At 64.4% G+C, this 19,162-nt stretch carries 22 protein-coding genes; 12 read left to right on the plus strand and 10 right to left on the minus strand.

What is annotated here, in order from left to right; translation table 11 throughout:
• Positions 1–67: 67 nt before the first annotated feature.
• From ACZI8W_RS01575 to ACZI8W_RS01590, 4 genes are all read left to right on the plus strand, one after another.
• Positions 68–289: a hypothetical protein gene (locus tag ACZI8W_RS01575; protein ID WP_463366732.1), complete on the plus strand. Its 222-nt coding sequence runs from the start codon at positions 68–70 to the stop codon at positions 287–289.
• A 37-nt stretch (positions 290–326) separates the two neighbouring features.
• Positions 327–560 (plus strand): FitA-like ribbon-helix-helix domain-containing protein, encoded by a 234-nt coding sequence (locus tag ACZI8W_RS01580; RefSeq protein WP_463366733.1) that lies wholly within the window; start codon positions 327–329, stop codon positions 558–560.
• Complete coding sequence (locus ACZI8W_RS01585; protein ID WP_463366734.1) at positions 557–982, plus strand: type II toxin-antitoxin system VapC family toxin; 426 nt, start codon at positions 557–559, stop codon at positions 980–982. The genes ACZI8W_RS01580 and ACZI8W_RS01585 overlap by 4 nt, the downstream gene beginning before the upstream one ends.
• A 343-nt stretch (positions 983–1,325) precedes the next feature.
• On the plus strand, positions 1,326–2,108 hold the full coding sequence (locus tag ACZI8W_RS01590) for an aminoglycoside adenylyltransferase domain-containing protein (protein WP_463366735.1): 783 nt from the start codon (positions 1,326–1,328) through the stop codon (positions 2,106–2,108).
• Between the two features lie 124 nt (positions 2,109–2,232).
• On the opposite strand, the gene ACZI8W_RS01595 is transcribed toward ACZI8W_RS01590, so the two are convergent.
• The 3 genes from ACZI8W_RS01595 to ACZI8W_RS01605 are packed head-to-tail and all read right to left on the minus strand — an operon-like array spanning position 2,233 to position 4,585.
• Positions 2,233–2,949 (minus strand): GAP family protein, encoded by a 717-nt coding sequence (locus tag ACZI8W_RS01595; RefSeq protein WP_463366736.1) that lies wholly within the window; start codon positions 2,947–2,949, stop codon positions 2,233–2,235.
• A complete protein-coding gene (locus ACZI8W_RS01600) occupies positions 2,946–3,548 on the minus strand; it encodes a TetR/AcrR family transcriptional regulator (RefSeq protein ID WP_463366737.1) in 603 nt (200 codons plus the stop codon). The genes ACZI8W_RS01595 and ACZI8W_RS01600 overlap by 4 nt, the downstream gene beginning before the upstream one ends.
• Before the next feature lie 59 nt (positions 3,549–3,607).
• The gene (locus ACZI8W_RS01605) at positions 3,608–4,585 is read right to left on the minus strand and encodes a pseudouridine synthase (RefSeq protein WP_463367021.1); all 978 of its coding nucleotides are present in this window, start codon (positions 4,583–4,585) and stop codon (positions 3,608–3,610) included.
• Positions 4,586–4,760: 175 nt separating this feature from the next.
• Between ACZI8W_RS01605 and ACZI8W_RS01610 the strand changes: the two genes are divergently transcribed.
• Both ACZI8W_RS01610 and ACZI8W_RS01615 read left to right on the plus strand, forming a co-directional pair.
• Complete coding sequence (locus tag ACZI8W_RS01610; protein ID WP_463366738.1) at positions 4,761–5,963, plus strand: acid phosphatase; 1,203 nt, start codon at positions 4,761–4,763, stop codon at positions 5,961–5,963.
• A 203-nt stretch (positions 5,964–6,166) separates the two neighbouring features.
• Complete coding sequence (locus tag ACZI8W_RS01615; RefSeq protein WP_463366739.1) at positions 6,167–7,042, plus strand: alpha/beta fold hydrolase; 876 nt, start codon at positions 6,167–6,169, stop codon at positions 7,040–7,042.
• On the opposite strand, the gene ACZI8W_RS01620 is transcribed toward ACZI8W_RS01615, so the two are convergent.
• Positions 7,030–7,905, minus strand: coding sequence for an RCC1 domain-containing protein (locus ACZI8W_RS01620; protein WP_463366740.1), 876 nt, complete (start codon positions 7,903–7,905; stop codon positions 7,030–7,032). The genes ACZI8W_RS01615 and ACZI8W_RS01620 overlap by 13 nt on opposite strands.
• 224 nt (positions 7,906–8,129) lie before the next feature.
• Here ACZI8W_RS01620 and ACZI8W_RS01625 point away from each other — a divergent pair, with 224 nt between their 5' ends.
• Positions 8,130–9,749, plus strand: coding sequence for a long-chain fatty acid--CoA ligase (locus ACZI8W_RS01625; RefSeq protein WP_463366741.1), 1,620 nt, complete (start codon positions 8,130–8,132; stop codon positions 9,747–9,749).
• A gap of 113 nt (positions 9,750–9,862) precedes the next feature.
• Here the strand turns inward: ACZI8W_RS01625 and ACZI8W_RS01630 are convergent, their stop codons facing one another.
• Together ACZI8W_RS01630 and ACZI8W_RS01635 are read right to left on the minus strand one after the other, a co-directional pair.
• On the minus strand, positions 9,863–10,276 hold the full coding sequence (locus tag ACZI8W_RS01630; RefSeq protein ID WP_463367022.1) for a hypothetical protein: 414 nt from the start codon (positions 10,274–10,276) through the stop codon (positions 9,863–9,865).
• Between the two features lie 17 nt (positions 10,277–10,293).
• Complete coding sequence (locus tag ACZI8W_RS01635; RefSeq protein ID WP_463367023.1) at positions 10,294–10,938, minus strand: DNA alkylation repair protein; 645 nt, start codon at positions 10,936–10,938, stop codon at positions 10,294–10,296.
• A 151-nt stretch (positions 10,939–11,089) separates the two neighbouring features.
• Between ACZI8W_RS01635 and ACZI8W_RS01640 the strand changes: the two genes are divergently transcribed.
• Positions 11,090–11,458 (plus strand): hypothetical protein, encoded by a 369-nt coding sequence (locus tag ACZI8W_RS01640; RefSeq protein WP_463366742.1) that lies wholly within the window; start codon positions 11,090–11,092, stop codon positions 11,456–11,458.
• On the opposite strand, the gene ACZI8W_RS01645 is transcribed toward ACZI8W_RS01640, so the two are convergent.
• On the minus strand, positions 11,438–12,037 hold the full coding sequence (locus tag ACZI8W_RS01645) for a helix-turn-helix domain-containing protein (RefSeq protein ID WP_463366743.1): 600 nt from the start codon (positions 12,035–12,037) through the stop codon (positions 11,438–11,440). The two genes, ACZI8W_RS01640 and ACZI8W_RS01645, sit on opposite strands and share 21 nt — an antisense overlap.
• 48 nt (positions 12,038–12,085) lie before the next feature.
• Here ACZI8W_RS01645 and ACZI8W_RS01650 point away from each other — a divergent pair, with 48 nt between their 5' ends.
• A complete protein-coding gene (locus ACZI8W_RS01650) occupies positions 12,086–12,925 on the plus strand; it encodes a class I SAM-dependent methyltransferase (protein ID WP_463366744.1) in 840 nt (279 codons plus the stop codon).
• Entirely contained in the window at positions 12,925–13,890 is a 966-nt protein-coding gene (locus ACZI8W_RS01655; protein ID WP_463366745.1) for an NAD(P)/FAD-dependent oxidoreductase, read from the plus strand. The genes ACZI8W_RS01650 and ACZI8W_RS01655 overlap by 1 nt, the downstream gene beginning before the upstream one ends.
• A 17-nt stretch (positions 13,891–13,907) precedes the next feature.
• Here the strand turns inward: ACZI8W_RS01655 and ACZI8W_RS01660 are convergent, their stop codons facing one another.
• Both ACZI8W_RS01660 and zapE read right to left on the minus strand, forming a co-directional pair.
• Positions 13,908–15,404 carry an arylsulfotransferase family protein gene (locus ACZI8W_RS01660; RefSeq protein ID WP_463366746.1) on the minus strand — a complete coding sequence of 499 codons (1,497 nt, stop codon included), beginning with the start codon at positions 15,402–15,404 and terminating at the stop codon, positions 13,908–13,910.
• A 178-nt stretch (positions 15,405–15,582) separates the two neighbouring features.
• Positions 15,583–16,632 carry a cell division protein ZapE gene (zapE, locus tag ACZI8W_RS01665; protein ID WP_463366747.1) on the minus strand — a complete coding sequence of 350 codons (1,050 nt, stop codon included), beginning with the start codon at positions 16,630–16,632 and terminating at the stop codon, positions 15,583–15,585.
• Positions 16,633–16,674: 42 nt separating this feature from the next.
• On the opposite strand from zapE, the gene ACZI8W_RS01670 reads away from it, so the two are divergent.
• Positions 16,675–17,268, plus strand: coding sequence for a TetR/AcrR family transcriptional regulator (locus ACZI8W_RS01670; RefSeq protein WP_463366748.1), 594 nt, complete (start codon positions 16,675–16,677; stop codon positions 17,266–17,268).
• Between the two features lie 209 nt (positions 17,269–17,477).
• Here ACZI8W_RS01670 and ACZI8W_RS01675 read toward each other — a convergent pair whose 3' ends face one another.
• Positions 17,478–18,359 (minus strand): alpha/beta fold hydrolase, encoded by an 882-nt coding sequence (locus ACZI8W_RS01675; RefSeq protein ID WP_463366749.1) that lies wholly within the window; start codon positions 18,357–18,359, stop codon positions 17,478–17,480.
• A gap of 101 nt (positions 18,360–18,460) precedes the next feature.
• Between ACZI8W_RS01675 and ACZI8W_RS01680 the strand changes: the two genes are divergently transcribed.
• Positions 18,461–19,102 carry a TetR/AcrR family transcriptional regulator gene (locus tag ACZI8W_RS01680; RefSeq protein ID WP_463366750.1) on the plus strand — a complete coding sequence of 214 codons (642 nt, stop codon included), beginning with the start codon at positions 18,461–18,463 and terminating at the stop codon, positions 19,100–19,102.
• Positions 19,103–19,162: the final 60 nt, after the last annotated feature.

The raw sequence follows: 19,162 nt of genomic DNA on the forward strand, positions 1-19,162 counted from the left end.
CCGGCGAGCCAGCCCTGGGCGCTCGTGGGGTTCGGGGGAGTTCCGGCAGAACGCCACATTCACCATCGTGATCGGTATTCGACTGGCGATAGCGCGGGCCGGCAAGCACGACGGCGCGGATCCGCTCTGGAACCTCCACGAGGCCCTCTTCGGTCTGGCCGGCGCGTGCCTCGCACTTGCCTTGGTCGGGTTCTCGGTGGCAGGTCGCGTCAGCGGAGTAATCGGGGGCGTGGCCCGTGACGCCGACCTCGACGGACCGCGACATGGCTCCGGCGGGCCGGTGTCCTGAGTGCTATCATATGTGATAGCAAAGGAGGTGGTCGCCGATGTCATCCATCATCGTCCGCGGACTCGACGACGGCGTGAAGCAGCAGCTCGCCGCACAGGCGAAAGTACATGGCCGGTCCATGGAGGCTGAGGTCCGCGACATTCTCACCAAAGCCGCTCGGCGGCCGCACATCGGGATGGCATTGCTCGCTGCAGCGCAGGACGTCGGCGGTGTCGAAGAGCTGGAGATCCCGGAGCGCGTTGACGGCGCACGGGCGGTGGACTTCGAGTGATTGTCCTGGACACGAACGTCATCTCTGAGGTCTTTCGTCCCTCGCCCGAGCCGCGTGTAGTGGACTGGCTCGCATCGCTCACGGGTGACGTCGCGATAACGGCCATCACCCTCGCGGAGCTGCTTGCAGGTGTCCGGAGGCTACCTGACGGCCGGCGCAAGAATGAGCTGGACACGCGCCTCGACGCGGTGATCGAGTCATACCGGGGCAGTCGCGCCCTGCTGGCGTTCGACGAGTTGGCGGCCGGCCGCTATGCCGACGTGCTCGTGGCACGGGAGGCTGCAGGCGCCCCGATCAGCGCGGCCGATGCGCAGATCGCCGCGATCTGTCTGGCGCACGGAGCGACTTGCGCGACGCGCAATGCGAAGGACTTCGCGCACACCGGCGTGGAGCTGGTCGATCCATGGCAGGCCGACGCATGAAGCGGATCGCTGCCCGAGAGAGGTCGATCGGGCGGAATGAGGAACCTGACGTGGAGGAGCCAGGCCAGCCGATCCTCGTCCGGCCGATCGCCGCGTCGCTCGAGCTGCGGCCGGACGGCGACATCGACCTGCGCGGACGCGCTTGGTAGTCGCTTCCTGCAGATGGCCGTATGTGCCGGAACCCGGTGGAGTTCAGGTTTGATATGTAAAATCCCAGGTCAGAGTGATGCGTGAGCTTACTTCTCAGGTGGATGAGTTTCGCTTCAACGTCTGAGCTCCGTGTGTCCGCCGAATGGTTCGGTGCTTGCTCTCGAAGGGCATCCGGTGCGTAGTCTCGGCTGTTATGGACGATCTGATCCGGACTGTTCTCGGCAGAGTGCTCGCAGACGACCCCGGCGGGATCGTTGGGGTGTATCTCTATGGTTCCAGCACGACGACGGGGCTCGGCCCGGAGAGCGATGTCGACCTGCTGCTCGTGACGCGCAAGTCGCTGATGGTCGAGGAGCGCCGATCGCTGGTCGCCTTGTTGCTCGGGCTCTCGGGATGGAAGGGTCACGCCGAAGACTTTCCGGATGTCGCCGACCGGCGTCCGCTCGAGGTGACGAGTCTGGTCGCAGACACCCTCGATCCTCTGGCCGGTGACCCATGGCGTGACTTCCAGTTCGGGGAGTGGCGCCGGAGCGATTTCACCCGGGGTTACGTGCCCGAGCCAGAGCACGATCCTGACGTGGTGATCCTGCTCGCGACAGCTCGGGCATCGCACCGAGTGCTGCATGGTCCATCCCTCGACAGTCTGGTCGCCGAGGTACCCTTCGCCCTCTTGCGGGAAGCCCAGCTCGCTGCCGTGCCTGCACTCGTCGAAGATCTGCACAGTGACGGTCGTAATGTTCTGCTGACCCTGGCGCGTGCGCTTCATACGGTGGAGACGGGCGAGATCGTCGCGAAGGATCGTGCGGCGGGCCTGGCAGCGAAGCGAGTCGACGCCGATGGTGCGGAACTGCTTCATGCTGCTGCTCGGGAGTACCGGGGTGAGGAACAGGTCGATTGGGATCGTGGCTCGAAGCGCGTATCGGCTCTGTCGCGGTCGTTGATCGAGTTGATCCACCGGACGTCTGCGGCACCGTGAATGCACATCACGGAAGTCGCGCGGACGGAGCCCCTACACGTGGGGACGTGGCCGAGTTTCGGTCGCCCGGGGCCGCCAGCAGTCGAGCACCAATCGCCAGCGTAATGCACAGGGCCGGAAGATATTACGCGATGAAGAGGATGATAAGTGCATTCAGGGTGAGGTAGAATCCGATGCCGCAGAGGGCGGTGCTGAGCAGGGTGTCGGAGTGCTTGGTGATCCAGTTGGCGAGTCGCCGCAGTATCGGATCGATCCGATCGTGAGCTACGATCCTCGCCGCGACAAGCGCGGTCGCGGGCAGGATCATCACCAGGCAGTACCCGGCGAGCGTCAGAGCGGTGCCGGCCCAGCCGAGGTCGGCCGCGGTCATCAAACCGATCGCTGCAATGTACGGCAGCATCGATGCCAGTTCGATCCCCGCAGCGAAGAGCGCGAGAGCTACCAATGCACCGGGGGTGCCGGTGCCGGTCATGGCGCGCTCACGCCACCGTGTCAGGCGACCGGCCCCACTCTGCCGTTCTCGCCGCTTTTTCGAGCCGAGCCACCAGCCCCACGTGAACAACACGATCCCGACGGCGATCTGGGCGATCCGGAGCGTTGGACTGTCGTTGTCGTCGGCGAGAACCTCGCTGAGGTGACTGAACGCGGCGTCGGCCCCGAGAGCGAGGACGACTCCGATCGCGAAGTAGAAAGTGACGATGGTGCCCAGGTAGACGGCAAAGCGCCCAGCGCGCACTCGTCCAGGGGTCATCAGCAGCCACACCGGGATGAACAGCGTTCCGATGCTGGTGCTGTCGATCAGCGCAAGCCCGAATAGGCCACCGATCAGGACGGGGGTCAAGGGACGTCACCGAGGAAGATGCGCTCGATCGCAGCAGACAGGGTTTTTCGCACGGTCTCGGAGTCATAGATCTGCTCGGTTGCCAGCAAGTGCAGGGAGAGGCCGTCGCACAACGCGGTCAGGAGGAGTGCCTCGGCGCGCACATCCACCGATTTCGCGACTTCGCCAGCTCGCTGAGCACCGGACAGTACCTCTGTGACGCTGTCGACGAGCCCACGCGTGGCGCCATGGTGGAGCCGCGACAGTTCCGGATCGCTTCGGGTCGCCGGCAGGAACTCGAGCCACAGTACGAGTTCGGCACGGCGGTCGTCGTCCACCGGAAGGATCGTCTGGAGCAACTGGTTCAGCAGGTCTCGCAGCGGCGGAACGATCGCGACTCGGCGCATGCGTTCCTCGACGCGTTCGTACATGCAGGTCACACCGAATCGCAGCAGGTCGTCCTTGGTTCGGAAGTAGCGCTGCACCAGGCCGACGGAGACCCCGGCCTCCTCTGCTACGTCTACCAGAGTGGTCTGCCGTAGGCCGCGTCGGGCCACGGTGCGGAGCAATGCATCGGCGACCTGCTGTCGACGTTCTTCGTGATCGCTTGTTCTCGCCATGCGCTAAATATTACGAACATATTTTAATGGTGGCAAGTCTTGCTCTGCCCTCTTTCGGCTCAGTGCCCGCGGGCGGGTGCCTCACTCAACGTTCGGCCCGTGACGAACTGTCGACGAGCCGCCGACAGAGGGTCGGTGAATTCCAGTTTCCGCGCGAGTAATTGGAGCGGAAGAGAATGGTCGTCCGGTACCTCGGGCAGGAGATCCGGATACCACCGATCGCCCAGGATGCCGATGCCGAGCGCGGCCAGATGCACCCGCAGTTGGTGCATCCGCCCGGTGCGTGGGTGCAGAATCGTGTGGAGCACGGGGCGTCCGGACGCGCTCACACCGGTACCGAGAACCTCGATTACCGTCTCGGAGTTGGGATCACGGGAGTCGTCGACGGCAACGCGTAGTTCCCCGCGCTGTGCTTCGATGTGATTGCGGTAGACGAGGGGAACGGGGCGCCCGGCCACCATCGGGGCGTCCGGGTTCCATCCGGGCGGCAGCGCCGACACCGCCTCGTAGACCTTCGCGACCAGTCGCTTCTCGAAAAGCGATTGGTAGGCGCCGCGCGTCTCGGGACGGGCCGAGAACATCACCAGACCGGCGGTAGCTCGGTCGAGTCGATGGATCGGTGTCAGATCCGGATTGTCGAGGCGGATCCGCAGTCGGACGAGTGCGGACTCGCGCAGATATCGTCCGCCCGGGGTGGTCGGGAGGAAGTGTGGCTTGTCGATCACGACGAGGTCGTCGTCGACATGCACGATCTCCTCGCGAAACGGCACTGGCTCTTCTTCAGCCAGATCGCGGTAATACCAGATGAATTCGTGTGCTCCGAGCTCCTCGTCGTAGCCGATCGGGTGACCGTCGGCCCCCACGACCTCGCCGAGGTCGAACCTTCGGTAGAGGTCGTCGGCATGCAGGTGGTCGAATCTTGCGACGACGTACTCGGCGATCGTCGCCCACGGCCCGGTCGTCGGAACACGCAGTCGCGTCGGTCCGACCCCGTTCCTGACGGGTAGTGGCGAGGGCATGGGCACGCGCACCATCATCCCACCGACTGCTCGTTCCGCCGCGCGGCGGGTTGTCACCCCGCGTGCGTGGAGTGTCCTCCCATGTCGGGCGCTCTGATGGTCGTACCACACAAGTCTGAACGAATTGTGCGGGAGATCGTTCACTTGTCGTATGCCCGGCAGTTCTAGCGTCTCCGCCGACGAAAGGACGATAATGAGTACCCCCCGCTCTCTTGGATCCGGTGCACCGAAGAAACGCACCCTCCAGGCCGTCGGTGTCACGTTGACCGCGCTTGCTCTGGCCGGTGGCTGCACGTCGAGCCCCGCCGCGCCCGTGACAGAATCGATCGAGTACACATCGGCGCCGTTCAGTGCCGATGTCCTCGATGCAGTGTACGAATCCGACCGTACGATCGATTACGTCCCGATCCTGAACGCGTTCGATGACATTCGTGAGCAACGTCGCGATGTGATCGACCGCAACATGCAGATGACGATCGAGATCAATCACTCGGCATCGGAGGAGCAGCGCGAGCGGGCACGTATCGATCAGTACGAAGATATGTCGCTGACAATGGCCGACGGTCTTGGTGAGAACCTCGGGCAGATCTATGCCGAGGCGGTAGCAGACGGCCTGCTGCCGAAGACAACCGCTCTGATCTCGAAAGAGGAGCAGCGAGCGGCCGGTGACGGCGCTTCGTCCAACCCGTCGAAAGAGTACTTTTCGTTTCCACGCCCGTACATCGCCGATCCCGAGGCCATCGAGTACATCGACAAGGAAGGCGGCGATGCGTACGACTCCACGAGCGGCGCATTCCCCAGCGGGCACACCAGCCAGGCGTACTGGCAGGGAACCCTGCTTGCGACGATGCTCCCCGAACTCGCCGACGGCATCCTGGCCCGCACCTCCGAAGCCGGTCATAACCGCGTCGTGATGGGTGTGCATTACCCGCTCGACGTGGTCGGCGGACGCATGATGGGGCAGGCGATCGCTGCGAAACGCTGGGCGGACACCGAGTTCCGAGTGTTGTTCGAACAGGCCTCCGAGGAACTGCGCGCGGTGCTCGAGGCCGGATGCGGCGCGGAGCTGTCGGAGTGCATCGCCGAGGACACGCCCTACCTCCCCGCCGGTGAAGCTGCTGAGATCTACCAGGAGCGGATGACCTACGGCTTCGAACCGATCGGCGACCCGGGACAGGAGTTCACCACACCCGAGATGGCGTCGGCCCTGTTGATCTCGAGCCACCCGGACCTGACCCCGGAACAGCGCGAGCAGGTGCTCGAGCTGACCGCGATCGACTCCGGGTACCCCCTCGACAAGCAAGGTGTGGACGGCGGCTGGCAGCGCATCGACCTGATGGCTGCGATGACTTCGAATGTCACCGTGAACAGCGACGGAACTGTCTCCCTCGCATAATTGGTCACGCTGCAGACAGGGGCGTAACGTTACCTCACGAAGTTCGGGTGCAGCCCGGAGCAGGCGTACCTTCTCCTCGGCGCCGCGCCGATCGCGGCAGAATCCATCGGCCGAGGGAGTCGGCACATCCACGGTCGTACGGGTCCTGGCGTCGGCGTATCGACAGAGGGGCCGCACCTGGAGTCTCGAGTTATGTTCGTCGTGTGGGTGAATTGGTCGGGAGGTTCGAGAGCACGCGGTCCGAAGAGCATTTTCTAGATGCCTTCGACAAGGCGATGACGAAGTGGCCCGATCGCGAAGACCGTTCGGTGGAGACGAGTTTCGGGTCGACCATGGTCTCGACGGTGCGCAACTCGGGGGCTGGGGACCCACTCGTACTCCTGCAAGGTGGGGGCAGCACCATCGCAGTCTGGGGTCGGTTCGTCGAGGCTTGGCGAACCGATCGACCGATCATCGCGGTGGACACAGTGTGGGACGCCGGCAGAAGCGTGCAGCGCAGGCCCGTCGGCGAGGGGAGGGACGTAGCGGCCTGGCTGGACGAGACGCTCACTGGCCTGGACATCGATCGCGCGCACCTCGTCGGTTACTCGTACGGTGGTTGGGTCGCGCTCAATCACGCTGTCGAGTCGCCCGAACGTTTACTGAGCGTGACATCGATCGAGCCGCCCGGAGCGATTGTGGGGATGCCCCCGCGCGCGTGGTGGAAGATGCTGCGGATGCTGTTCGGCAACGAGGATCGGTACCTGGCTTATCTGACATGGGTGCGCGGCGGACGGCTACCGGAATCCGCGACGCTCGACTTGCTGATGGCGGCCCGATCCGATTACGTGCAGCGAGGAACGCCCCGTCCGAAAAAGCTGACGAAGACCCAGTGGCAGGGAATCCGAACGCCCCTGATGATCATGCTCGGAGGTCGAAGCGGGTTGGTTCCGTCGCGACGGGCGTCGAAGGTGGTTCGCGGAGTCGCACCACAGGCCGAACTGCACACACTTCGCACGGCGAGCCACGCGGTGCTGGTGGACGAGCCTCAGGAGGTGATCGACCGGGTTCGCGGATTTCTCGGACGTCACGATCGGTAGGACGGCTGCGGGCCACCTCGAAAACGGGGTGACCGGATGCTGTGCCACTCCTCGACATCGCATCGACCGTCACCCCGATTTCCCGACGCAAGAACCGTACCGTCGATGCGTAGACCGAGCGTGTGGGCCGAGCCCGCCGCAACCGCGACGATGTCGCGCCACTGGTGGACATCGCACTGCCCGTGACTGTTGTCGCCGACTGCGCGAACCCTGCCGCTGGCGAGCACCCCGACGGTGTGATGGCTTCCGGCGGCCACCGACGTCACCTCGACCCACTCGTCGATGCCGCACGCACCCGACTTGCGTTGTCCGACGGCAGCAACGGTTCCATCGGTTCTCAAGGCGACGGTGTGCAGGTATCCCGCCGCGATCGCGGTGAGGTTGCGCCACTCGCCGACCGCGCACTGTCCGAATCGGTTGTTGCCCGTGGCGATTGCAGTGCCGTCTTCCCGGACCCCGACGGAGTGCCAGTCGCCCGCCGAAACGTCCACGATCTCGCGCCACGAGCCGACGTCGCACTGTAGTTCGTTGTCGCGGCCGGCGGCCCCAACGGTGCCGTCTGCCTGCACGCCGAGGGTGCAGCGCCATCCCGCGGCGATCGCTACGACGTCGTGCCACGCGCCGACGTCGCACTGCCCGTCGTCGTTCCATCCCGTGGTCACCACCGTCCCGTCGGATCGCAGGCCGACGGTGTGAGACCGTCCGGTGTTCCGGGCGGTGTGCACATTCCCGGCAGCCACTGCGACGATGTTCCGCCATCCGAGAACGTCACACTCGCCGGCGGAGTCGTTGCCTACCGCGGCGACGGTTCCGTCGGGGTGGAGTCCCACCGAATGGCGTCTGCCGGCGGCAAGTACGGTCATGCGATTCGATACTGCCACCCGCGGGGATGCCAACGCTGAGCGATCAGTCGTTGTCGCGACACCTTCCTCCAGTAATACGGGTTTCCGTTGCCTCACGACCTGCGGTAAGCCGAGCAACAGGAGGAAAATTCTCGTGCGCGGCGCCCGAGCCCGGGGCGGGGAGATGGCCGGAATCGGGCGGCGTACGACACAATGGTCGCGACCCGATCGAAGAGGAGCGATTCATGTTGAGCACCATGCAAGACGCACCCTTGTCCATCGCGCAGATATTGCGCCACGGCAGCTCCGTTCACAGCGGGGCGGAGGTGGTGACCTGGACCGATTCCGGTGCGCGTCGGCGTAGCTACGCCGAGGTAGGTCAACGGTGCGCGCAGCTTGCGCACGCCTTGCGCGGACTCGGCGTGAATGGCGACGAGCGTGTCGCGACGTTCATGTGGAACAACGCCGAGCACCTCGAGGCGTATCTCGCGATACCGGCGATGGGCGCCGTCCTGCACACCCTCAACATCCGCTTGTTCCCGGAACAGCTGATCCACGTGGCCAACCACGCCGAAGATCACGTGATCATCGTCGATCCGACCCTCGTGCCCTTGCTCGCACCGCAGCTGCCGCAGTTGAGCACTGTGAAGCACGTAGTTGTCACCGGCGACTCGACCGCCGGTCTCGAGGTCCCGGACGGTGTGCAGTTGCACACCTACGAGGGGCTCATCGCGGATCAGCCGACCGCATTCGATTGGCCCGAGGTGGACGAACGGGACGCGGCCGCCATGTGCTACACCTCCGGAACCACTGGCGACCCGAAAGGTGTTGCATACTCGCACCGTTCGATCTACCTGCATTCGATGCAGGTGTGCATGACGGACGGGCCGGCACTTCGTCAGGGCGACCGGGCGCTTGCGGTCGTGCCGCAATTCCATGCCATGTCGTGGGGTCTGCCGTATGCGGCGTTCATGATCGGTGCCTCGCTGATCATGCCCGACCGCTTCCTGCAGCCAGAACCGCTCGCCGCGCTCATCGCCGCCGAGCGCCCGACCTTCGCCGCTGCTGTCCCGACGATCTGGCTCGGCCTGCACCAGTATCTCGGGGAGCACCCGCAGGACATCTCCTGCATGAAGGAGGTGCTCATCGGCGGATCGGCGGTGCCACCATCGCTGATGCACGCGTTCGAGACCGACCACAACGTGCAGGTCCTGCACGCCTGGGGAATGACGGAGACGTCGCCGTTGGGTTCGGTGGCGAGACCGCCGGTGGCCGCCGAGGGCGACGAAAGGTGGCGCTACCGGTACACGCAGGGACGATTCCCGGCGTCGGTGCAAGCGCGTCTCGTCAGCGACGACGAGGTGGTCCCGAACGACGGCGTGAGCATCGGTGAACTCGAGGTTCGCGGTCCCTGGATCGCGGCGTCCTATTACGGTGTCGAGGCACCCGACAAGTTCCACGACGGCTGGTTGCGCACGGGAGATGTCGGAACCATCACCCCGGACGGATATCTCACGCTGACGGACCGCACCAAGGACATCATCAAGTCCGGCGGCGAGTGGATTTCCTCGGTGGATCTGGAGAACGCGGTCATGGGGCACCCTGATGTCCTCGAAGCGGCGGTGATCGGTGTGCCCGACGAGAAGTGGGACGAGCGTCCGCTGGTCGCGGTCGTGCTTCGTGCGGGGGCCACCGCGACCGTCGATACGCTGCGCGACTTCTTGTCGGACAAGGTCGCCAAGTGGCAGGTCCCCGAGAACTGGACTGTCGTCAGTGAGGTACCCAAGACGAGTGTCGGCAAGTTCGACAAGAAGCGCCTTCGGTCGCAATACCACGACGGCGGGCTGGACATCACCCGGATCTGACGGGAACTCGCAGGGCCTGCCGCACCGCCCGTGGTGCAGCAAGCCCTGCGGTGTCAGCGGACGGGCAAGCTATGCACCCCTTCCCGAGGTGACGCTTCTTCGGTGGGTGGCGCCTACGGCACCTCGAATGTGGCGATGCCGGGGGTGACCGGTCCGCCCGCTGCCGAGGTCATGAGGACGGCGACCTGCCCGGGGCCCGTATCGATGGTAGTGAAGGCCGGAATACCGTTCAGCCCGTCGGACAGGCGGGCAGAGCCGGATTCGCCGGTCGACAGATTCACCCAGTGCACGTCCGCGTAGAGGAGGCAGCCCCAGCCGTCTTCTTTCCCGCCGGTGATCGTCACGACGCCCGGCTCGTCGCCGACCACCGCGACGCAGCGGATCGACGGGGCGTCGAAACTTCCGTTCGGATTCCCGAATGGTGCCGGATCGATCTGGAAGGGGACGGTCACCGAGGCCGAAGCCACTCCTGCAGCGAGAAAGGCAGACGTGGCGATGGTGGTGGCGCAGACGCCGACGGCGCGCATCAGGTTCATGAACGACCTCACTTGTCGGTCTTCCGGTTCAGCATTTCGGTGATCCAGATGGGTGCGAACGGGGACGTGCAGCCCGGGGAGGTCGGGTAATCCTCGAGGACCTTCAAGCGGTGACCGATCTCGAGCGCCCGGGCGCGATACTCGGAGTGCTCGATCCCGATCTGGGCGAGACAGGTGTTCATCGCCCACTGCAGGCGTTCCGGAGCATCCTTCATCTGGGCTTCGATGATGTCGAGCAGGCCGGAGAGATCGAGACCCTCGGGCCTTTTCACCACGCGCTCGGAAGTCAGGGCCCAGCCCGCGCTCGCCACGACAGGGTCGGGATCATCGAACCACACGCCGCGCAATTCGTCGGCGTGTGGACTCTTCTTCACGATGTAGTTGACCAGCCAATCTTGGACCTTCGGTGATCGTGCTTCCCGCAGCATGGTGTCCAGCGCGTCGCGCGTGAATGCTTTCGGGCGGCTGATCAGGATCGCGAGTAGTCTCGCCGCGCTGTCGCCGGTCTCCCAGAGTTCCCCAGCGAGGTCCTGCTGGATCTGGAGTCTCTTGGCGATTGCGCGTAGTTGACTGAGGTTCACCCCGTGGTCGTCGCCGTGCCTGACGTTCACCTCACGGATCTTCGGGTCTTCGAGTTCCGCCAGTTCGGCCATCAACTCCGCCACCGTCGGCGGTTCCACTGTGGTTCCGGCCACCGTTCGCTCCGTTCGTCACTGGTTCGGAAATCACACTACGTGCGTCGATCACCCGTTGACCGCGTTACGCTGCCACCGACCATGATCCGGGGGATACAGGGGAGCCGCAATGAACCGGGACGAACTCGCTCGGGTGCTGCTCGGGCTCGACGGTGTCGGGTGCGTGGCGGCCGCAGTGGCAGTGTCGGTGGACGAACGGATCGCGGATTCGGTAGCTCCGTCGCGCCGCGCACACGTACCCGTTGCTGTCGCATTGGGTATCACCAGCGTCGTCCTGGGCCGTGCAGCTGCCCGTCGTCCGGTTCGACGACGCGACCTCGAGGTCGCCGGGGTGGTCAATCTGTGCTGGGTGGCAGCGTGCTGCGTCGGATTGTCGCGGGCACAGTCACGATCGGGGCGGGTATTCCTCGTCGCCACCGCACTGTTGGACGGACTTGCCGCGACCGCACAGTTGGTTCTACGGCCGGGTGCCCGCTGACGCCCCGTTGCCGTGTAGATGCGCTCGCTCGCCGTTGTGGTCGAGGATCGTGAGGATTTCGACGACGCCGTCGTGGGCGCTGATCGCGTGCGGCGTCATCGTCGAGAACTCGGCTGCGTTGCCCTCCTGGACGAGGATGGTGCGTTCACCGAGCTGAAGGCGAGCGGTGCCTGCGAGTACCGTGAACCATTCGTGTCCGGGGTGGACCGGCAGCGTGTCCGTGGGGTGGGGGTCTTCGCTGGTGATGCGCATCTTCGCAATGGTCACTCCGTTGAGGGATCGTTCGCGAGAGAGAAGCCAGGTGGTGAAGCCGGGGGTGTCGCACGATTGCGGTCTGATCACCACATCCTGGTCGTCATGGGATTCGACGAGGTGATCGATTGTGGTGTCGAGTGCCCGCGCGATCGGGACGAGCTGATCCAATGCAATTCTGCGGCGGCCGGTTTCGATGCGGCTCAGGTTCGACGGACTGATGTGGCAGCGGGCTGCCAGTGCATCGAGCGTCCATCCACGGGCCAGTCGCAGACTTCGGATGCGCTGCCGCACGACCTGGTCCAGATCGAGCTGTTCTTGCTCCATAGGCAAAATACTATGCTGAATCCGCATTGTTCGCTATAGCCTGGCGGAATGCATCACCACAGTCATCATCAAGCGCACGGGCGAAGCGACTCCCCGGTAGATCTGCTGGATCTCGATGCCGAGGTGCACCGCGAGTACCTGGCCGGCCTGGTCGACTGGGTTGCCGATCGGGTCGATCCCCGTGTCATCGTCGACGTGGGGGCAGGAACGGGGACGGGTACGCGCACTCTCGCCGCACGATTCCCCGAAGCAGAGGTGATTGCAATCGATCGGTCGCCGCAGATGCTGGCGCGAGTCCGCGACACTGCCCTTCGCCACGGCTTTCGGAATCGGGTGGAGACTGTCGAGGCGGATCTGGACGCCGGCTGGCCGACCGTCGACTCGGCCGATCTCGTGTGGGCGGCACTGTCGTTGCATCACGTCCAAGACCCTGCCTCCATCCTGCGGCAACTCCACCATTCGCTGAATCCTGGAGCGCTCCTGGTAGTCGTCGAAATGGAATCCCAACCGCGATTCCTTCCCGACGAGATCGGAATCGGTACGCCGGGGATCGAGGCGCGCGCTCACGCGCTCGCGCGTGAATGCGGATGGAACAACCACCCGGACTGGAGCAACGACCTCGAACGTGCGGGCTTCGACGTCGAAGCTGTGCGCCGCACCGAGATCGACCTCGATGGCACTGCGCCGATCGCGAGAACCTACGCCCATACGGTGTTGAGTAGACTCCAAGATGGGCTCGAAAGCGCCCTGACCGCAGACGATCTCGACACCCTGGCGCAACTGGTGTCGGACCGCGGCCCTCGCTCGGTGCTGAAGAGGAGCGACCTGAGGGTCCGCGGGTGCCGAACCGCATGGGCAGCAAGAAAACTCAATGGAGGAGAGAACTGATGAATTCCAACACGGATCTGCCCACCAATGCACGCTACGATGTTGCCGTGATCGGGGGTGGCGCAGCAGGATTGAGTGCCGCGATCGCGCTCGCCCGCTCGCGACGATCAGTGCTCGTCGTCGACGCCGGAGAGCCGCGCAACACCCCGGCCGAAGGCGCGCACAACGTCCTCGGTCAGGACGGCATTCCACCGCTCGACTTACTCGCGGCCGGACGCAAGGAGGCCATCGGGTACGGGGTAGAACTACGCGTCGACACCGCAGTGGCGGCACGACGCGACGACGATGCGTTCGAGGTGCACCTCGAGGAAAGCGAAACCGTCCGGGCGCGGCGACTCGTACTGGCATCGGGCCTCGTCGACGAACTTCCCGACCTGCCCGGCGTGAAGGAGATGTGGGGAAAGAAGGTGCTTCACTGCCCCTACTGCCACGGATGGGAAGTCCGCGATCAGCGCATCGGCGTGATCGGGTCGGGACCGATGAGCGTCCACCAGGCACTCCTGTTCCGGCAGCTCACCGCCGACGTCACATTGTTCACCCACGCGATGCCGGAACTCGATGCCGACGTGACCGAACAGCTGGCGGCGCGGCAGATTCGCGTCGTCGACGCCCTTGTTGCGGGTGTGCGTGACCAAGGGGAGGAGGGTGTCACCGCCGTACTCGACGGCGCACCCGACGCCGAGCAGGACGCGGTGGTGGTCGCCCCACGGTTCTACGCCCGCTCAGACCTGTACGAACAGCTCGGTGGTACCGTGACCGACCACCCGCACGGGGTGTTCATCGACTCCGATCCGACAGGGAAGACGGAGATTCCCGGGGTCTGGGCTGCGGGCAATGCGCGTGATCTGTCGGCGATGGTGATGGTGGCCTCGGGAGCAGGCGTGATGGCCGGTGCCGCGGTCAACGCCGACCTCGTGGCAGAAGACGTCGCCGCGGCCGTCCGGGAGCACACCGAACAGGGTTGACCGGGAGCGGGTTCAGATCAGCGGGAGTCGGCTGCCTCGACCGGGTCCGACGCACGCAACACCGCACCTGTCTCGTCGAGCGCTTCGACGGTGACGAAGGTCGGCGAGAGAGGTGCGATGGGCGACGCACTGTCGCTGGGAATTGTGGCGACGGTTTCGAAACCGGTTGCGGCGACATCGGTCACATGGATCGTCGCGTCGGATTCCGGGCCGGAACGAATACGCCACGCGGCAACCTCGGTAGCGCCGTTCCAGCTCACTGCGATTTCGATCGGACCGGTGCCCGTGGAGTCGACGCGGTGGGCCACCACCGTCGGCGGCTCCGTCGGCGTTCCGATCCAGTCGAACACGTGAGCTCGGTACGAATACATACCTTCAGGCAGGCTCGAGTGCCATACCACCGCACCATCTGCATCGAACTCGGTAGCGGTGGGGAGGGATCCCCATCCGACGAAGCTGTGCCCGTCGGGCAGGGTCTGATGGTTCGCCTGCGTCGAGCTGGTACGCGGATCGGGGTTCTCGAACGCTCGGACAGTCGACGCGGTGCGGGCCTGTTCGTCGAGGTCGAGAATCAGAGCTCGCGACGGCAATCCTGCCTCTTCGTCATCGGAGACGTTGTCCAGCAGGCTGATTTGTCCGTCCGGAAGCCAACGTGCATCGTGCTGCCATGCAAACGGGGCGTCGTCGTCGAGGGTGAAATCGCTGCGCGTGCCGCCCAGGCGCCACAGCACGTCGCCGGTATCGCGGTCGATCTTGTACAGCGCATGGGTGTGTCGGGCCGACAACAGCAGGTTTCCGTCGGCGTCCTCGTCGACGGAATTGATGTGGAAGTAATCATGGCGTTCTTCCGGGTCGTCCGGCTCGGCGAGCGCCGATTCGGACGGATCGACATGGTCAAGGCTGTTCCATTCGAAAAGCACTGCACCGGTCTCGATATCCACCTCTTGCACGACCGCGGAAAGCAGTGGTCGATCTCGGTGCTCGGTGACGTACGAGGTGAGCAGCGCGGTGTCGCGCGGTGTGATCACCAGATCGTGGAAGTCGGCGGCATGCCCGTTTCCGGCACCGACGGACGCCACCTCCTGGTATGACGAGTCGAGGATTCGGTACGTGCCTTCACCCCAGCCGATCCCGGACGACGACCCTTCCCAATAGGTGAGCACGGGTTGTCCACGGTAGGTCTGCACGTCGACATCGTTGACGTAGGTGCCGCCGTCCGGGTCGTCGTGCGGCATCATCCACACAGGATTGCCATCGCGATCGACGACGAGAATGCCGGAATCGGGGTCGTCGGTGCCGGGGTCGTGGACTCGCGGAGTCAAGAACACCAGGCCCCCCGATTCCTGACTCGGCGTTCCGACGTCTACGGCCGGTGGAGCCAGATCGGGACGGGTGACGAACCGCGATGTCTGCGGAGGTGAATCGTCGGCAGAGTCGAGAAGAGTATCCCCGGTACAGGCCGCAAGAATCAGGCAGGTGGTGATCGGCAACGTCAATCGTGCCAGTCGGCGCACGGTAGATCACTCCGGATGGTAGGGCGTTCGAGTATCGGTTTCGATACTACGGAGTGCTGCGCTACTCAGATACGACGGAGTGCTGCGCTACTCAGATACGACGGAGTGCTGCGCTACTCAATGGTCCGGGCCTTATTGCTCCGTCCGCCGCGTCCCCCCCGTCGCTTCGCTCGCCCCGTCATCTCCCCGTCGCTTCGCTCGCCCCGGTCAGTTGACCCAGCCGGCTCATGACCCGTTCGACGTCGTGGGGCAGCGGCGCATCGTAGGTGAGTGCGCCGAGCGGAGTGCCGGCGATGAATACGGTGGTGATGTCGCGGTCGTAGAGTACGTCCACGACGTTCGCGAAACGCTGCGCCGGTTCGCTCCCTGAACTGCGCAGATCGGGAATTCCGCTGATGACCCAGTGCTGAAACGACGCGGCCAGCGCGAGATAGTCCGAAGGCGCGGTGGTGTCGACGCACAGGTCTTCGAACTCGATCCAGAGTGCACCGGCGGAGGCGCGCCGGAGGCGGATCGGGTGGCCGGCCGGGACGAGGATCACCTCCTCGCTGGCCGTCGGTGGGTCGAGGCCGAGAGTGTCGAACTGTTGCGGTGTGCCGGGGGTCACCCACTGCCCGGCGCTGAATCCGGTGTTGTGAGTAGACACGGTGCGGTAGTCGACAGGACCGTCGACCGCCACGACCGTCAGGCACTGTTCGATCAATTCGATGGTCGGCACGAAATCATCGTGGAACAGCGGATTCGGCAGGAGGGACGACGGAGGATAGTTCGACGTCAGAATGACCCTGATCCCGCGTTCGAAGAGCGCGGGCAACAGACGCGAGATGAACGTGCCGTCGGCGGGATCATGGACGTGGAACTCGTCGAAGCAGACCACGTCCACTCTGTGAAGGAGTTCGTCCAGGGCGCCAGCGAGATCCTGGCGGTGACGCCCGATGGCGAGGTGCAGGTCGTGAAAGAACTCGTGGAAGTGGACGCGAAGCTTCCGGTGAGTCGGCAGGGCCTCGAAGTACATCGACATCAGCTGACTCTTCCCTCGTCCGACCGGCCCCCACAGGTACACGCCTCGTGCGGCGGTTGCGAGTTCAAACGCGGCCAGGCGCTGTGCTGTATCCAGAACGAATCCGAGTTCATCTGCAGCGGAGTCGAATACATCGGGTGAAACGAGGTGTCGTGGGGTTGTTCGGAGTGCGCGTGGGTACCGCCCCGTGATCGAAAACCATCGCATGCTCACGCACTCTACTATCGTAGAGTCTGCGAGCATGGAGAGATGCCTCACCGCTCCTCCCGCCGCGACCTCATCTGCGACGCCGCCCTGGATCTCGCCGCAGAGGGTGGCAATCATGCGCTTACCCACCGGGGTATCGACGCACGGCTCGAACTTGCACGCGGATCCACGTCGTACTACTACCGAACCCGTCATGCTCTCGTCGTTGCCGCGATCGCCTACTTGACGCAGCTCTCAGGCGAGTCTTTCCGTGCTGTGTTGCCCACGCTGCCGCTACGGTCTGCGGAGGAGGCGAGCACGCTGATCACCGCGCAACTCGAGACGTTGGTTGTCGACCGTCGACGCGACGTTCTTGCCAGATACTCGCTCGCAATCGACGCATCCGGCGACGACGAATTGCGTACAGCCCTGGCGGCATGTCTCTTTTCTCGGTCGGCCGCCACCGCGCTGATGGACTCGCTGGGAGCTGACGATCCAGATGCTGCAGCGCGCGACCTGATCGCCCTGCTCGAAGGGCTGGTATTCGATCTCACCTACGGGTCGCGGGCACTGGACACCGACACTCGGTTCGCCGAACACCGGCAATCGGTGCAGCGTGCGATCGCGCTCTGGATCGGCGCGCTCTGCGATCGATAGCCCTACCATCGGACCCATGACCACAGCGCGACAGGTGCGAAAGGCGGCCCTCTACGGGGTGGGGCTCAAAGCGCTTCGGATCCTCGCGGAAGTGCCTCAGGAACGAAGTCGGGATTTCGCGTCCTGGATGTCGACTCCCAGGATCCCGACAGATGCAGTTTCGGCGAGCAGCGCAGCCGGCCGGTCATGGTGACAGGGTGGGAGAGAGATCAAGTCCGCGTTGCGTCGTCGTGACGTCGAACGAACTCCATGATCCGGGGAATCACGAGCTCGGGGATGTGCCCCAGGATGCCGTGGCCGGTTCCGTCGCATATCTCCACTTCCGCTTCAGGCAGGAGGTCAGCCAGGCGCGCTGCCACCCGATCGGGGTTGGAAACGACGGTCTCGGCTCCGGAGACCACGAGCATCGGGACTGAGATCGACCGCACTTCTTCATCATCGAGCATTCGAGCCCACCCGATCCCCGGTCGGTAGTTCAGCGCTTCTTTGACGAGGGTGAACTCCAGGTCGCTGATGTCGTAGCCGGGCGACATCCATTCGTTGAGCTTGCGCATGCTCTTGTCGGTGCGTGACATACCGGCGCGGACCATCTTCAGCAACACGCGCCACGAGGGCTTGTCGAAGACCCCTCCTGGCTCGATGAGCGTCACGCTGGCCAGTCGTTCAGGAGCGTGGAGGGCTACGAGAGCGGCGTGCCATGCGCCGTGTGAGTAGCCGACGAGGTGAACGCGGTCGACGCCGAGTTCGGTCACTACCTCACCGATCCAGGTAGCGAAGTCGCCTTCCCCGGACAACGGCGCAGTCTGCACGCTGCGGCCTGCGGTCCCTATGGTGTCCAGCGCGTACACGATCCGGTCCCGGCACAGATCCTCGATGACGATGTGCCATTGCAGATTATTGGCTCCGACCGCGTGTAGCAGGACGATCGGCGTGTGCGTGCCGGTGCCCGACTGTCGGACATGGGTGGACCCGAACGATGTCGGGATGTCCAACGTTGTCGAGGGGACCGGCCACTTGCCTTCCAGTACCTGGTAGGCCCGGTGGTAGGCCTGCTTCGAGGTGTCGTTCTTGAATCGTCCGATCTTCGCCATGGACTTACCTCCGCATTTTATAGTACGAACATACTATATTAGATAGTACGGGCATACTATGAAGGTGAGGTTGTGCAGGTCAAGGAGTAGGGAGTGAATCAGTGCCACGATTGGTCGACCATGAGCTGAGGCGACGGCAGATCACCAGCGCCGTGCGGCGACTCATCGTCCGCGGTGGCCTGGACGGTGTCACCTTCCAGTCGGTCGCTGCTGAAGCGGGCTTTTCGGTGAGCTTGGTGCAGTACTACTGCGGAACCAAGAAGGAGCTCCTCCTGGCAACCCACCGGTCGGTGATGGAGAACGTGGGTGCCCGGTTCACTCAGCGCTGGTCCGCGTTGGGGAAAGATGTCACGCCTCGCGAAGCCATTCGGGCAGTGCTGACCGAGCTACTTCCCCTCGACGAGGAGCGCCGTGAGGAGACGATCGTTCTCGGAGTGTTCGGCACGGGGTCGGTCACCGGGCAAGGCATCACCCCGGAGGAAACGCTGACAGCATCGCGTCTGCTGGTCTCGATCGTTGCGGAGCAATTGAAGGAGGTCTCCCATCTCGAACCCGCAGTGAAGCGGACCGACCTCGTCGCGGAACTCATCACGGCGGCAATTGCCGGGATAGCCCAGGGGGTGATTCAAGGCCACGGCACAGCGCAGTTGGCTGTCGAACTCGTCGATCAGCAACTCGACCTCGTCCTCGGACTCCCAGACGACAAGCCGTCCGGCTCGGACATGGATGACGTCGCACCGTGAAGAGCGCGCGACGAGTTGCTTTCCGCCTGAAGATCTATGGTTCCCGCGAGCTGGGCAGCG

It is taken from the genome of Rhodococcus ruitaii (assembly GCF_055230935.1).

Coding starts and splice junctions, on each gene's coding strand:
- ACZI8W_RS01580 (WP_463366733.1), top strand. CDS start 327: ATGTCATCCATCATCGTCCGCGGACTCGACGACGGCGTGAAGCAGCAG.
- ACZI8W_RS01590 (WP_463366735.1), top strand. CDS start 1,326: ATGGACGATCTGATCCGGACTGTTCTCGGCAGAGTGCTCGCAGACGAC.
- ACZI8W_RS01600 (WP_463366737.1), bottom strand. CDS start 3,548: ATGGCGAGAACAAGCGATCACGAAGAACGTCGACAGCAGGTCGCCGAT.
- ACZI8W_RS01605 (WP_463367021.1), bottom strand. CDS start 4,585: ATGATGGTGCGCGTGCCCATGCCCTCGCCACTACCCGTCAGGAACGGG.
- ACZI8W_RS01610 (WP_463366738.1), top strand. CDS start 4,761: ATGAGTACCCCCCGCTCTCTTGGATCCGGTGCACCGAAGAAACGCACC.
- ACZI8W_RS01620 (WP_463366740.1), bottom strand. CDS start 7,905: ATGACCGTACTTGCCGCCGGCAGACGCCATTCGGTGGGACTCCACCCC.
- ACZI8W_RS01625 (WP_463366741.1), top strand. CDS start 8,130: ATGTTGAGCACCATGCAAGACGCACCCTTGTCCATCGCGCAGATATTG.
- ACZI8W_RS01630 (WP_463367022.1), bottom strand. CDS start 10,276: ATGCGCGCCGTCGGCGTCTGCGCCACCACCATCGCCACGTCTGCCTTT.
- ACZI8W_RS01635 (WP_463367023.1), bottom strand. CDS start 10,938: ATGGCCGAACTGGCGGAACTCGAAGACCCGAAGATCCGTGAGGTGAAC.
- ACZI8W_RS01640 (WP_463366742.1), top strand. CDS start 11,090: ATGAACCGGGACGAACTCGCTCGGGTGCTGCTCGGGCTCGACGGTGTC.
- ACZI8W_RS01645 (WP_463366743.1), bottom strand. CDS start 12,037: ATGGAGCAAGAACAGCTCGATCTGGACCAGGTCGTGCGGCAGCGCATC.
- ACZI8W_RS01650 (WP_463366744.1), top strand. CDS start 12,086: ATGCATCACCACAGTCATCATCAAGCGCACGGGCGAAGCGACTCCCCG.
- ACZI8W_RS01655 (WP_463366745.1), top strand. CDS start 12,925: ATGAATTCCAACACGGATCTGCCCACCAATGCACGCTACGATGTTGCC.
- zapE (WP_463366747.1), bottom strand. CDS start 16,632: ATGCGATGGTTTTCGATCACGGGGCGGTACCCACGCGCACTCCGAACA.
- ACZI8W_RS01670 (WP_463366748.1), top strand. CDS start 16,675: ATGCCTCACCGCTCCTCCCGCCGCGACCTCATCTGCGACGCCGCCCTG.
- ACZI8W_RS01675 (WP_463366749.1), bottom strand. CDS start 18,359: ATGGCGAAGATCGGACGATTCAAGAACGACACCTCGAAGCAGGCCTAC.